Genomic DNA, 13,706 nt, shown 5'->3' with positions numbered 1-13,706 from the left:
ACCCAGCCAGGCCAGCGTGACGGGATGGCCATCGATAACGGTCACCATCACCGCATTGCGCGGCACGTCCGCCAATAGTTTTTCGATATGGCTTGCCACGCCGGAACACGGCCTCTGAGACGCTTGCGCGGCTCCTAGAATGGTTCAAGGAACTTCAGGAGCGTGTCGAGACGACCTACTTCAAGGCGGTTCGAGCGGATGATGTTGTGGAAAACACACCCGAAACGACTGAACAAGGGCTCCAAAAGACTCAAGAAATGGACCCCAGGGAGGTCATTTCTGAACCTCATATACTAACTACAAATCAACTTAATCCTGTAACCTGTAATAACTCAGAAACTGAGCAAGCGGCGGGCGTGGTGCCAAATGCGCCATCGGAAGAGAGGGTGGATAGGGATCTGGAAGACTGGGTTGATGAAACATGTAAGAAACGAGGTGCAGCGCTTGATTTGCCGACTGTGATGCAGGCTTGTCCTGAATTCGCGTCCTGGGCACGCAATATGGGCGGGTATTTGAAGGATTGGGGCGATCTTCATCGCGTTGTCGGGCAGCTCAGGCCCATGATCGGTGTCTCAGAGCACGCTTGGAACCTCGCACAGGACCGTCTCGGGCCACAAGTCGCGACAGCAGCGCTGGTTCTCACGTTCGACAAGCATTGCGCCGGCGAAGTGGCGTCTCCGGGCGGATATCTGCGGGGTATGGTCGAGAAGGCCGGGGCAGGGGAGCTGCATCTCGAGCGCAGTTTCTATGGCCGGTTGAGCGGACAGGCGGCGTAATGGGAAGAGAATTAGTTATCCCATGTTTCAAGTTCCAGGTGAGGTATGCGGAGATTGCCGCTCTTATTCTCCGCACCGCCTGCGGTGTTTACTGTTGTCTTGCGGAGATTGTGCCGTATAATCTCCGCAAGGAATGCGTAAAATATGACCTACATTCACGAACTTCCTGATTGGCCCCGGTTTGCCTGGGATAAGGCCAAGCTGTCGTCACAACTTGCTGCGGTTCGTCACCGCCAAGGCAAGCTTTTGGGGCGCATGGAGGGTCTTGGCTTCGATCTTCGCAACGAGGCGATGCTTAGAACACTGACCAGTGATGTGGTCAAAAGCAGCGAGATCGAGGGGGAGACGCTCGACAAGGATCAGGTTCGCTCATCTATCGCACAGCGGTTGGGTCTGGAAATTGGCGGACTGATCCCGTCTGATCGCCATGTTGATGGTGTCGTCGAGATGATGCTGGACGCGACCCAAGCGTATGACCAGCCATTGGATGCGGAGCGTCTGTTTGGCTGGCATGCGGCTCTCTTTCCGACCGGGCGAAGCGGAATGACCCGGATCAGGGTGGGACAGTGGCGTGACGGTCCGATGGAGGTTGTATCAGGACCCTATGGCCGCGAACGGGTGCATTTTGAGGGGCCTGCGGCCAACCGGCTGGAAGCCGAGATGGCGCGCTTTCTGTCCTGGTTCAATCAGACCTCCGACACGGACCCAGTCATCCATGCCGCAATCGCCCATCTTTGGTTCGTTACAATCCATCCTTTCGATGATGGCAACGGCCGCATCGCGCGCGCGATCGCGGATATGGCGTTGGCGCGATCGGAAGGCAGCGCGCAGCGGTTCTACAGCATGTCGACGCAAATTCGGCAGGAGCGGAGCGACTATTACGACATGCTTGAGACGACGCAGAAAGGCGGGCTTGATGTCACGGCGTGGCTCGTTTGGTTCCTGGCTTGCCTGGACCGCGCATTCGATGGCGCAGAAATCATCCTTGAGGCCGTGTTCCAGAAGGCGCGGTTCTGGGAGAAATACGGAGCGGCGAACATGAACGACCGCCAGCGGGACATGCTGAACCGTCTGCTGGATGGATTCGAAGGAAAGCTGACGACGTCGAAGTACGCAAAGATCGAAAAGTGCTCACAAGACACGGCCTATCGCGACATCCTCGACCTGATCGACTTGGGTGCCCTGGAGAAAGATGAGGCTGGTGGGCGTAGCACCAGTTATTCCCTGACGGCGACGTAAAAAGGCTTATCAAAGGCTCGGTGCGCTAAGAATGCACCCTGTGAACATGTCAGCCGATCACCTCACATACGTGACAGTCGCTCTTCGTCATCCACAACTTCCAAAGAACCTTTATTGCCAGACCAGGCCCACAACACGATGTTGAAGTCCGATGATGACGCGCCCTTCGCATAACTTTTGATCAGAAGCCCCGCAAACCGATCCGCAATGAGGGCGCGTGCTAAATCCTGTGTCGGAACCGATTGTCCATCGAGCATCTTCATGCGCCATGCAGGATCTGAAAGCATCGCCGCTGTCGCGCCATACCGGTCAAGTCCGCCCGGATCGCGGGTATCGAAAATAGGCCCAAGGTCGGCATTGTAGGACACCAGGATCGTGGGTTGCAGGCTGCCGACCTGGTTGGCTTCTCTAAGAGCGGTCGCGGGATCCAGCGCGGTGTAGAGGGCAGGGGTGCCCTTGGCATTAAAGCGCCCTCCATAGAGTTCAGCGCCTCGTCCGGACAGAGGTTCACGTGCATAGACCGGGTTCAGGGCGCGGTAGAGTGGCCCTGTGTAGCGCCCATCTTTCAGAGGCATCACGGAGTCCCGGCAATCGAAAATTTATTATGCGACACCGATGTCCCGAGAACACGTAGTGTGACAGGGTATCGGTGTCTCATGTCTTGGGGGGGCGCACTTCAGGCAAAGACGCCTGCATCGACCGCATCGATGTATTCCAGAACTTGCTGCGCTTTGCCTTCCTGCACCAGCTGCATGGCTGTCCGGCCATCAAAGCCGGGCAGGGGCTCTGACCGGTACCATGCATAGGCCATCAATTCCGAGCCGAAGCGGGGTTCGACTTTGTTCAGCACCTCTACCAATTCGCGCAGGCGGCGCTGCGTCTTGTCCGAACCGATGCGGGCTCGCCTCTGCAGCGCGTCTTTGCCCAAGCCGACGGTCAATGCGATCTCTTCTGCTGATGTGCGTAGTACCGCGGCGATCTTGCGCGGTTCGAATTGCCCGGCTTCAGCAAAGTTCGTGATGTGCATGATCTATGCTCCTACAGTGATACTGACGGTATATAGCGGCAATATTGCTGAAATTCAAGCTGTCAGGAGGTAATGTGACTTCTTTTCCCATGCTAATCCGTAACGCTGCATTGCTCTGAACGAAGCAAATCCTGATTTTTGGGCTTGAGAAGTCGCCGTTGGAGCGCTTTTGCCGATCGAGAACGTCAGATAAGTTATTGATAATATGAGAAAGAATGCAGCAGTCGGACGGGAGTTGCCGATATGGCTTGCCGATCTTGGATCGGAACCGCCACTTACTGCATGCAGTCACTGGGATCCGCGGTGGTGTTGGACCCTCGGCCATTACCCCGGACCAGTTGGCTCGTGAAAAGGGAAAGTGGACTTCGGGTTTTTTGACTGACGGATGAGGGCCTTTGGGGTCCCTCAGATGGGTCCGGGCCGGGTTCCGGTCTGCCGTTCCGGATGAAGGGCATTCCCATGCAAACAGGTGTCTTGCGCGTGCTCCGCGCAACCGCCGCCTCCTGGTGGCGACATAGAGAGCTGCGCCGAACTGGCCAGACGGCGCTGGCACAGCGGCTCGAACGCCAGACCGTCATGCGTGATCTCGGCCATCTCAGACAAGCGGCGACTTTGCCAAACGCGCATGTGATCTGCGGAGAGGGCGGGACATGGTGTTGTCACGTTAACTCGCCGAATTTGCAAGTTGGCAAGCTGTTCGTTGATCAAGCGGCCTGTGCTGCGGATTTCCACGCCTCGAATGTTTCGAGCCGATGGTAGCGGATGGTGAGCGCAGAGCGGCGGCGAGCTGGGACAGAGAAACGATTGCGGGTTGCAGACTGCATAGATACGAAGCGTTGTAATCCACCCGGCGATCGGAAACCTTGCATCACCCGCTCTCGTTTTCGGAAGGGCAAGTGGCTGTTTTCTGCGCGGTTATTGAGTCCCTTGTGTGACCAATGATCAAGGCCAGGCGCGACCTTGCGCTTTGCGGCACCATAGGAGCGCAGTTTGTCCGTAATGATCCTTTTTGGCACGAAGCCCCAACGCTTCATCAGCTTGACCAAAGGCCGCTTTGCGGCGCGCTTGTCTCATCTCGATTGGGGAATTTCCTCAAGAACAAAGCCGTGTTGGCCGACCGCGCGCCAGAGCCAGTATGACCGGCCCGCGATCTTCACAACGACTTCGTCCAGATGCCAGACATCGCCGGGGCGCGGCTGCCGTCGCTGTAGAACTTGGGCGATCAGGGGACCGAACTTGACGCTTCAGCGCCGGATTGTCTCATACGAAACGTCCACGCCACGTTCCAGCATCAGCTCTTCGGCCTCGCGCAGGCTCAAGTTGAACCGGACGTAGAGCCAGACAATATGAGCGATGATCTGAGGCGGAAACCGGTAGAGTTTGTAGCTGATCTCTTGTGTCTGCATCGACACCGCCTACGCCCAGATCTATTAACCAGCAACCTCAGGACCGTTAATGTGACAACACCCGTCGGCTGGCATTACATCGACCCAGGCAAGCCTCAGCAGAATGCCTTCATCGAGTCATTCAACGGCAGCCTACGCGATGAGCTGCTGAATGAGGCGATGCGCGACATCCTGGATGATGCAAGGCGCAAACTGGCGCTGTGGCGCTACGACTACAACAACGTCAGGCCGCACTCATCGCTCGGAAACCAAGCGCCCCTAGAAGCGCGCCGGGCGCTTGAGAAATCTGAGGGCTCCGCGCCCGGCGCGCTTGCCCAACCCAACGACGAAGAATATGAAACCCCAACCCGCAAACTCTCGTTATGAATGAGGGAGCAGAAGTGTCAGGCCATTCTCCCGGAATAGACGTTCATCGCGCGTTTTGGCAGTCTGCCTTGAGCCGCCAAAGCTTAGAGGCCAAGGTCTTGGATGGCCTTGTCCAGCAGGGAGACGCCCTTGATGATCCGCTCCGGCTTGAGCGACGCATACCCCATCACTAGCCCGATCTGTTCGTTCTGGCCGCACGACAACGGCGGGTTGCAAAGCGGGCGAACCGAATAAAGCCCGACACCCAGCGCGCGGGCGCGATCGACCAGGTCTTTCTCTCGTGCGATGGGGATGTCGCGGAACCAGACCACAATGTGCAGACCGGCCTTTGTTCCGCGGATGTCGACGCGGTCGCCAAAGGTGGCTTTCAGCGCGCTGATCAGGGTTTCCCGCCTGTGATTGTTTTTCCGGCGCTGCCTGCGGACGTGGCGTTCATATGTGCCGCTTTGAATCAGGTCGGCCAGGGCCTCTTGTTCCAGTTGCGCATTGTGCCGGTCCGCCAATTGTTTGGCAGTCGCGACAACGCGGACTAGCGTGTCAGGCACCACCGCATAGCCGATCCGCAGCGCAGGCGAGAGCGTTTTGGAAACGGTGCCTATATAGATGACGCGGTCGTTCGGGTTGTGCGTCCACAAGGGCGGCAAGGGTTTCACGTCATAGCGGTATTCGCTGTCATAGTCGTCTTCGACGATCCAGGCGTCCGTGCGTTTTGCCCAGGCCACCAGCTGAATGCGCCGGTCGATCGGCATCACTCCGCCCATGGGATATTGGTGCGATGGCGTCACATAGACCAGCCGTGCCTGCAAACTCTCTAGCTGGTCGGTCACCAGACCGTGGTCGTCGACCTCGATGGGGATGGCCGCAGCGCCAGAGGCTTCGAATGACCAGCGGGCCATCGCATAGGACGGATTCTCGATCGCAAAGGTGTCGCCTGGGTCCAGCAGGATGCGCGAAAGCAGATCCAGCGCCTGTTGAGAGCCATTGACGACGATGATCTGATCAAGGCTGCAACTGATCGACCGCGCCCGCCACAGGTAGCTTTGCAACGCATGGCGCAACGCGTTAGAGCCGAACGGTTCGTGGTAGGACAGCACGTTTTGTTTGCGCAGCAAAACGCTGGCCACGGCGCGCCGCCATTGGGCGGTGGGAAAATCCTCGTACGCGATCTCTCCGTATCGGAAATTGATCAGGTGAGGGGAAGAGCGGGGTGGCCGCAATTGGCCGATATCGATCAATCGGCGCCCATAGGCGCTTAGGCTTTTGGTGGCGGGATTTGGCTTTTCAGCACTGTCCGTCTTTTTGGTCGAGACGGCACGAAAGTTGACGGCGACCCGCGGGCGCATTCCGGGACGGACCACAATATAGCCCTCGGCCGCCAATTGGTCATAGGCGGCGCTGACCGTTGTCCGGGATACGCCAAGTTCCTCGGCGAGGGCCCGAGAAGAGGAAATCGGTTCTTCGGGCGCGTAATTTCCGGCCCTGATCTGGTTGCGCAGATTTGTACAGATTTCCCGGCGACCGATCCGATGCGCTCGATATTCCGCTTTTACCAACTGGACCACCGATTCATTAGAAAACTGGCTCTTTTTTGAGTCCTAATTCATCTTTAAGGGTAGATCAACTTGGATTAACACTACGTTAAGTTTTTGAATGGCGGTATTGAACGTGCTGGAAGTGATTGCGCAAAAGGACGAAAGCTCGCGATTTGGTGCGAGTCCGGAGGCCTTGTTCCATACCCGTCTGGCACAGATCGAACGCCGCATTTCACAGGCCTGTGCCAACGCCGGACGCGAACGGTCGGATGTGCGCCTGTTGCCGATCACCAAGACTGTGCCAGCCGAGACTCTGCGTCACGCCTATGCGGTCGGGCTGCGGGATTTCGCGGAAAACAAGGTGCAGGAAGCACGGGCCAAGATCGATGTACTGACGGATCTGCCGGTGCGCTGGACGATGGTTGGCCACCTGCAAAAGAACAAGGCCAAGCAGATGCTGGAATTCGCGCAGGAGTTCCACGCGCTTGACAGTATGGCGCTGGCGGTGCGGTTGAACCGTCTGTTGGCTGAACAAGGCCGGGTTCTGGATGTCTATGTTCAGGTAAACACCTCCGGCGAGGCCAGCAAGTACGGACTTGTCCCCCAGGATCTTCCGGCGTTCCTTGATGTGCTTGAGACCTGCACGCAGTTGCGCCCGCGGGGATTGATGACGCTGGCAGTGTTCAGCGGCGACCGTGACCGGGTTCGCAGGTGTTTTCGTATTTTGCGCAAGCTGCGCGATCAGTCGCTGGGCGACCACCCCGAAATTCGTGGTCTGTCCATGGGCATGTCGGGAGACTTTGAAGATGCCATTCGCGAAGGCGCGACGGTTGTCCGCATCGGGCAGGGCATCTTTGGACAACGCCCAACACCGGATGGCCACTACTGGCCGGGCCCTGTGGCCGCGCCTCCGCCTGCATAGTCAGTCGATTGATTTTCAACCGAAAAGTTTCTGCCGAACAGGGGATCATAACCATGCAATTTAATTTAATCGTGTCGCAAGGCCGCGCTGCCGACAAAACCGCTATGACCATACAGGGGGCGGCGCTCACCGCGAAGGCGCTGGAGCAGGAATACGGTCTCACGGCCACAACCGTGGGCACGCCCTCGGCGCCCGCCGACGACGATTGGACCGAAAGCCTGCCGCAGGCAAAACCGACGTTGCAAGCGGTACAAGACGCGGTCGGGCACAGCATTCAGAGCGGCAAGTTGACCGTGCTTGCGTCGAACACCTGTTCGATTAGCCTTGGGTCCTTGCCCGCGATGGCGCGCAACCATCCCGACGCGGTTCTGCTGTGGGTCGATGCGCATGGTGATTTCAACACGCCTGAGACGACCGACTCGGGGTATCTGGGTGGTATGGTCGTGGCGGCAGCCTGCGGCCTGTGGGACAGCGGCCTTGGCGCGGGCCTGAAAGCGGATCAGGTGGTGTTTGTCGGCGCGCGCGACATCGACCCCGAAGAGGCGCAATCGATCGCCAGGGAAGGCGCCCGTATCATCCCCGCGTCCGACGTGACGCCCGAGGCCGTCCTGAGCGCCGTGAACGGGCGCAAAGTGTGGATTCACATCGACTGGGACGTGCTGGAACCCGGCTATGTTCCCGCCGATTACAAAGTGTCCGGGGGACTGTTGCCGGACCAGATCCAGGCCATCCTGTCGGCGCTTTCGCTCGATCAGGTCCTGGGCCTGGAGGTCGCGGAGTTTCAGGTGCCGCCAGATTCCCACCAGTCCGAAACCGCGCTCAAGACGATCCTTGAAATGCTCAGCCCCTTGCTGAGTCAAACCAGCGCCGTAGCCGCCAAAGACGCGACACTCCTTAGCTGAAACAATGACATGAACCCCGGGGCGGCAATACTGCCGGCCCACCTGTTTTGCGCGGGCTTTTCCGCGTCAAAGAGAGCAACTGAGGATTCCAGACAAGATGTTCGTTCAAACTTCACCCGGACCAGTAACCGAACGACGCCGCATTCAGGCTGGCAAACTGTTTATGAAACCGGAACTTTTTTCCGGTGACCTTTTGGCCAGCCGCTGGCAGCGCAGCGCAATGGATGGCTTTACCGAACGCGTAGGAAGCGAAAGCTTTCCTTGCCTGTTCGGGCGCAAGGCGTGGGCCAGCGACGGCGTGCGTTTCGTCTTTGCCGAATGCAACGGGGCAGGCGAATTCGATGACGTTCTGGTCGGGCTGACCGACTACACCAATTTCGTCAAAGAGACCCCCCTGAACGACAGGCTGTTTTCACCGCTGGTGATGTTCTTCGAAGCGTCGAGGCTGGATTGCATCAGCCTGCACGACCTGGGCTGGAAGGTGCTGAACTGGGTGCACGGCATGGATCCCGCCCCATGGCCTACGGATGTTGCCAGGGACCCGGATCATCACAGCTGGTGTTTCTGCTTCAACGAGGTGCAGTTGTTCGTGAACATGAGCACGCCGGACCATCAGGTTCTGCGCAGCCGCAATCTGGGCGACTACCTGACCTTTGTCATAAATCCACGGGAAAACTTCGACGCAGTCGCCAGCATGCAGTCCCGGAGCGGCCGCCTTGTGCGTGCCAATATCCGTAAACGGGTGGCCGATTACAACGGCGGCACGGTGCCCGAAGAATTGGGCTTTTTCGGCGACGAAGATAACCGAGAATGGCAGCAGTACCAGTTGGAAGAAACCAACCTGGCCCGGCCTGCGCAATGCCCGTTTTCACAAAACCCCATGCCACACGCCCCAGCCCGAACAGATGCTGCAGGCGGCGGCTCCCCCGGATCTCGCAACGACGCGGCGCCGACCCAAACAGAATGACTGGAGAATAGGAATGATGCTTCCAACCGAACGGAGTCGCGGACTCCTTGAAATGATCGCGGCCATGATCGTTATGGGCACGGTCGGCTACTTCGTTCTAGAGTCGCAATTGGCACCCTATGATGTGGTGTTCTTTCGCTGCCTGTTTGGCGCGATCTTCCTTGCGCTCTACTGCTATGCGCGGGGATTTTTTCGCAACACCGGCCTGACCCGCAAGACGCTGCTGATCGCGGCGCTGAGCGGCGTGTTTCTGGTCACCAACTGGGTGATGCTCTTTGCGTCGTTCAACATTGCCTCGATCTCTACCTCGACGGTGATCTACCACACGCAGCCATTGTTCTTTGTTCTGATGGGGGTGCTGTTTCTGGGGGACAAGCTGACCCGGGACAAGCTGGCCTGGGTGCTTATCGCATTTGTCGGTGTTGTGCTGATCGTCGGCCCCGACATGGGCGAGTTCAGCTTTGCCTCGGCGGAATTGCTGGGCGTGTCGCTGGCGATCGGGGCCGCCATCTTGTACGCAGTCGTATCGATTATCGTGAAGCATCTTAAAGAGATCAAACCGCACCTGATCGCGTTGATTCAGGTTTCTGTCGGGGTCGTGTTGCTCGCGCCGCTGGCCAATCTTGAGGCGACAAGCGGCTTTTCCCAGGCGCAGTGGACCAACCTGCTGATCCTCGGCGCGTTTCACACCTGCCTAACCTACATCCTCATGTATTCGGCTTTCAAGAAATTGCCGACGCCGCTGATCGCTGTATTGTCCTACATCTATCCGGTCGTGGCGATCCTTGTTGATTACTTCGCCTATGGCAAAGCCATGCACTTGGTGCAGATCGCCGGCGGCACGATGATCCTGTTTGCGGGTTACGCCGTGAACCAGGGCTTCCCGATCTTTCCGCGTGCGCAATCGCGTTCTGCCGTTGCAGCTACGCCTGCTGAACGGGACTGATCCCGACCGTTTTTGTCTCGAACCGCTCAATCAAAAGGTATATCAAGATGGCTTTATATAATTCCGTCCTCGACACCATCGGCAGAACCCCGATTGTCCGTCTCAATCAAATAGCGCCGAAACACGTATCCGTTTTCGTCAAGGTGGAATCCTTCAACCCCGGCGGTTCCGTCAAGGACCGGCTTGCACTGGCGGTCGTGCTCGACGCCGAGAAGCGCGGCGAACTCAAGCCGGGCGATACGATTGTCGAATGCACCTCGGGCAATGTTGGTATCGCCTTTTCCATGGTGGCGGCCGCGCGCGGTTACAAGTTCGTCGCTGTCATGGGGGATTCCTATTCCATCGAGCGCCGCAAGCTGATCCGGGCCTATGGCGGCAAGGTGATCCTGTTCCCCGGTCATCTGGGCAGCAGCGGTGGTAACAAGATCGCTGATGATCTGGCCGAGCGCCATGGCTGGTTCCGTGCCCGTCAGTTCGACAACCCGGCCAACCCGGCCTATCACCGCATGACCACCGCGTCCGAGATCCTGAGCGATTTTGCCAATCATCGCCTCGATTATTTCGTCGCCGGGTTTGGGACCAGCGGCACCGTCACAGGCGTGGGCCAGATGCTCAAACGGGCCCGTCCCGAGGTCAAGATCATCGCCGCCGAGCCGTCCAATGCGGCCATCATTCAGGATGGTGTGTGGAACCCGCATCAGATCCAGGGGCTGGCACCGAATTTCGTGCCCAGTGTCATGGACCAGAGCGTGATCAGCGAGCTGCGCAAAATTGACGAAGTGGTGGCCCGCGACACGTCGCGACGGCTGTCGGTCGAAGAAGGCATCTTTGCGGGCATTTCCTCCGGGGCGAATGTGGCCACCGCGCTTGAGATCGCGCAGGACGCTCCCGAAGGATCTGTGTTGCTGGCGGTGCTGCCGGACACCGGTGAACGGTATCTGTCCACGTTCCTCTTTGAAGGCCTCTCTGAAGGGTCCGACGATGAATGGCTGGCCGCGCTCGATAGCACGCCCGAACTCGAACTTGCGATTTGAGGTGGGGCAGGGATGAGCAAGATAGACGCACCTGACCGGACTAGCGAGGTCGTACCTGCGGCAACTCTTTTTGCAGAGTTGCCTGACGGGTTCAGCCTGAAACGCGGTGGCGTCCTGCATGGTGCCCGGATCGCCTATGAAACCCACGGCCGCCTTGCGGATGACGGCAGCAACGCGATCCTGGTATTCGGCGGGTTTTCCGCCAGCGCACATATCGCATCTCATCCCGGGAACACCTCTCCGGGATGGTGGGAGGAAATGGTGGGTCCGGGCAAGGCGGTGGATACCAACCGTTGGTTCGTGATCTGCTTCAACGCGCCGGGGGGCTGTTTCGGTTCGACCGGCCCGGCCTCTGTCAATCCGCGTTCAGGGCGCAAGTACCGTCTGGATTTCCCCGAGATCAGCATCGAGGACATCGCCGAAGCGGCGCGTTGTCTTGTTCGGCAGCTTGGGGTCCGGCAACTGAGCTGCGTGATCGGCACCTCTATGGGCGGGATGAGCGCTCTTGCGCTGCTGCACCGCTATCCCGACATTGCCCGAACGCATATCAACATCTCCGGCGCGGCGAGGGCTGCCACCTATGCCATCGCACTGCGGTCCCTGCAGCGTCAGGCGATCCTGAACGATCCGGCCTGGCGCCGCGGCCAGTACGAGCACGCGGCCGATGTGCGCGTCGGCATGTCGCAGGCGCGGATGCTGGGTATGCTGTCTTATCGTTCGCCCGAGGAATGGCAGCAACGCTTTGCCCGGGACCGGATCGCGGCAGTCCCGGCGGCTGCCGCGAAGGACGAGGCTTTCGCGCCGGAATTCATGGTCGAAGGTTATCTGTGGTACAAGGTGAATGGCTTTGTCGGGCACTACGATCCCAACTGCTACCTGTACCTGAGCCGGGCCATCGACAGGTTCGACCTGGCCGACGAGACGGACGGCGATCTGCACTGTGCGCTGTCGCAGCTTGACCTAGAACGGTCCTTGGTGATCGGCACCAAGACGGACATCCTGTTCCCGGCGTGGCAGCAGGCGGCCATTGTCGACGGCCTGAACGGCGGCAAGGTCCCGACCGAAATCCTTCACCTTGACTCGCTGCGCGGGCATGACGCTTTTCTTGCCGAATTCGATCAGTTCGCGCCGCCTGTTGGCCGCTTTCTTGCTTCGATCCCAACCAAACGCCCGGCGGTTTCGGTGATGTGACGCGCCATCGCCTCACTGTGCTGCCCACTCAATTACGACATCACTAAGCTGCCCACTCAATTACGACACATGCCTTGAAAGGGATCCGACATGCTGGACCAGATTTCGAAAACCGCCCAGATCAATATTGACCGCCTCTGGAACGCCATCCATGAGCTTGCCCTGATCGGCCCCGGTGTTGCAGGCGGCTGCAACCGCCAAACGCTGACCGATGACGATGCGGAGGTCCGGCGTCTGTTCCAGAGCTGGTGCGAAGCCGAGGGTATGAGCCTGACCATAGACCAGATGGGCAACATGTTCGCCCTGCGGCCCGGCACCGATCCTGATGCCGACCCGGTGTTCATGGGATCACATCTGGATACTCAGCCAACCGGCGGGCGCTATGATGGCGTGCTGGGGGTCCTTTCCGCGCTCGAAGTGGTGCGTGTGATGAACGAACAGGGTATCCAGACCCGCCACCCGGTTGGCATTGTCAACTGGACCAACGAAGAGGGAGCCCGCTTTGTACCCTCGATGATCGGCTCGGGGGTTTTTGCCGGGGCCTATACCCTGGACTATGCCCATACTCGTCGCGACGAGCAAGGCAAGAGCCTGGGCGAAGAATTGCGCCGCATAGGTTGGATGGGCACCGAACCGGTCGGCAGCCAACCTATGCGCGCCTATCTGGAATATCATATCGAGCAAGGCCCAATTCTGGAGGCCGAGCAGCGCGATGTTGGCGTGGTCACTGACTGTCAGGGTTTTTCCTGGCTCGAAATCACCCTGAACGGACGGGAGGCACACACCGGCTCGACCCCGATGAACATGCGCTCGAACGCGGCTCTGGCAATGGCCCAGATCTTGCAGATGGTTCAGGATCTCGCGATGCAGCACCAGCCGGGCGCGGTGGGCAGCGTGGGGCAGGTCAATTTCTTGCCGAACTCGCGCAACGTTCTGCCGGGCAAGGTCGTGTTCACGGTTGATGTCCGGTCTCCCGATCTGGCCAAGCTCGATATGCTGCACGCAAAAGTCGAGGCCGGAGCGACCCGGATCGCCACCGATCTGGACGTTGGCATCAGCATCGAACCAGTGGGGCGGGTGAACCCGGTCGCCTTCGATCCCGAACTGGTGTCGATCGTGCGCCAATCCGCAAAAGGGCTGGGTGTCAGCCACATGGACCTTGTTTCGGGTGCGGGGCATGACGCTTGCTGGCTTGCCCGGGTGGTGCCCAGCACAATGATCATGTGCCCCTGCGTCGGTGGCCTGTCCCATAACGAGGCCGAAGAGATTTCGGTCGAATGGGCCGAGGCGGGCGCCAACGTGCTTTTGCGGGCCACCCTAGCCGCGGCAATGACCGAAAGCTGAGCCCCGGATCGGGGCGCCCAGCCCCGGGCCTTTCCACGATTACGACTGCTTACA

At 59.0% G+C, this 13,706-nt stretch carries 12 protein-coding genes and 3 pseudogenes; 11 read left to right on the top strand and 4 right to left on the bottom strand.

The genetic code is table 11. The features are described 5' to 3' along the window. Positions 1-206 precede the first annotated feature (206 nt). Positions 207-776, top strand: coding sequence for a replication initiation protein RepC (repC, locus tag OS190_RS20260; RefSeq protein WP_267160517.1), 570 nt, complete (start codon positions 207-209; stop codon positions 774-776). A 144-nt stretch (positions 777-920) separates the two neighbouring features. Then, positions 921-2,015 carry a Fic family protein gene (locus OS190_RS20255; RefSeq protein ID WP_267160516.1) on the top strand — a complete coding sequence of 365 codons (1,095 nt, stop codon included), beginning with the start codon at positions 921-923 and terminating at the stop codon, positions 2,013-2,015. Positions 2,016-2,077: 62 nt separating this feature from the next. On the opposite strand, the gene OS190_RS20250 is transcribed toward OS190_RS20255, so the two are convergent. Together OS190_RS20250 and OS190_RS20245 are read right to left on the bottom strand one after the other, a co-directional pair. Continuing rightward, positions 2,078-2,590 (bottom strand): RES family NAD+ phosphorylase, encoded by a 513-nt coding sequence (locus OS190_RS20250; protein ID WP_267160515.1) that lies wholly within the window; start codon positions 2,588-2,590, stop codon positions 2,078-2,080. Positions 2,591-2,691: 101 nt separating this feature from the next. Beyond that, positions 2,692-3,042 (bottom strand): MbcA/ParS/Xre antitoxin family protein, encoded by a 351-nt coding sequence (locus OS190_RS20245; protein WP_027264271.1) that lies wholly within the window; start codon positions 3,040-3,042, stop codon positions 2,692-2,694. Positions 3,043-3,486: 444 nt separating this feature from the next. Between OS190_RS20245 and OS190_RS20240 the strand changes: the two are divergent. Next, positions 3,487-3,696, top strand: a pseudogene (locus OS190_RS20240) (hypothetical protein); the annotation flags it as partial. A 50-nt stretch (positions 3,697-3,746) separates the two neighbouring features. On the opposite strand, the pseudogene OS190_RS20235 reads toward OS190_RS20240, so the two are convergent. Further along, positions 3,747-4,448 (bottom strand): annotated as a pseudogene (locus OS190_RS20235) (IS6 family transposase). Positions 4,449-4,511: 63 nt separating this feature from the next. Here OS190_RS20235 and OS190_RS20230 point away from each other — a divergent pair. Further along, a pseudogene (locus OS190_RS20230) lies at positions 4,512-4,814 on the top strand (integrase core domain-containing protein); the annotation flags it as partial. An 83-nt stretch (positions 4,815-4,897) separates the two neighbouring features. Here the strand turns inward: OS190_RS20230 and pdxR are convergent. Continuing rightward, entirely contained in the window at positions 4,898-6,376 is a 1,479-nt protein-coding gene (pdxR, locus tag OS190_RS20225; RefSeq protein ID WP_267160514.1) for a MocR-like pyridoxine biosynthesis transcription factor PdxR, read from the bottom strand. An 88-nt stretch (positions 6,377-6,464) separates the two neighbouring features. Here pdxR and OS190_RS20220 point away from each other — a divergent pair, with 88 nt between their 5' ends. From OS190_RS20220 to OS190_RS20190, 7 genes are all read left to right on the top strand, one after another. Continuing rightward, a complete protein-coding gene (locus tag OS190_RS20220) occupies positions 6,465-7,268 on the top strand; it encodes a YggS family pyridoxal phosphate-dependent enzyme (protein WP_267160513.1) in 804 nt (267 codons plus the stop codon). 53 nt (positions 7,269-7,321) lie between these two features. Continuing rightward, on the top strand, positions 7,322-8,170 hold the full coding sequence (locus tag OS190_RS20215; protein WP_267160512.1) for an arginase family protein: 849 nt from the start codon (positions 7,322-7,324) through the stop codon (positions 8,168-8,170). 220 nt (positions 8,171-8,390) lie between these two features. Beyond that, entirely contained in the window at positions 8,391-9,137 is a 747-nt protein-coding gene (locus OS190_RS20210; protein ID WP_267160511.1) for a YqcI/YcgG family protein, read from the top strand. 52 nt (positions 9,138-9,189) lie between these two features. Beyond that, positions 9,190-10,083: a DMT family transporter gene (locus tag OS190_RS20205; protein WP_267160510.1), complete on the top strand. Its 894-nt coding sequence runs from the start codon at positions 9,190-9,192 to the stop codon at positions 10,081-10,083. A 47-nt stretch (positions 10,084-10,130) separates the two neighbouring features. Then, positions 10,131-11,117 (top strand): cysteine synthase A, encoded by a 987-nt coding sequence (gene cysK, locus OS190_RS20200; RefSeq protein ID WP_267160509.1) that lies wholly within the window; start codon positions 10,131-10,133, stop codon positions 11,115-11,117. Positions 11,118-11,129: 12 nt separating this feature from the next. Next, the gene (gene metX, locus OS190_RS20195) at positions 11,130-12,308 is read left to right on the top strand and encodes a homoserine O-acetyltransferase MetX (RefSeq protein WP_267160508.1); all 1,179 of its coding nucleotides are present in this window, start codon (positions 11,130-11,132) and stop codon (positions 12,306-12,308) included. 90 nt (positions 12,309-12,398) lie between these two features. Further along, positions 12,399-13,652, top strand: a complete 1,254-nt coding sequence (locus OS190_RS20190; protein ID WP_267160507.1) for a Zn-dependent hydrolase — start codon at positions 12,399-12,401, stop codon at positions 13,650-13,652. Positions 13,653-13,706: the final 54 nt, after the last annotated feature.

The organism is Sulfitobacter sp. F26204, assembly GCF_026410305.1.
GTDB lineage: Bacteria > Pseudomonadota > Alphaproteobacteria > Rhodobacterales > Rhodobacteraceae > Sulfitobacter.
The sequence above is the reverse complement of the archived record's forward strand: the minus strand, read 5'-3'. Positions and strand labels throughout refer to the sequence as shown.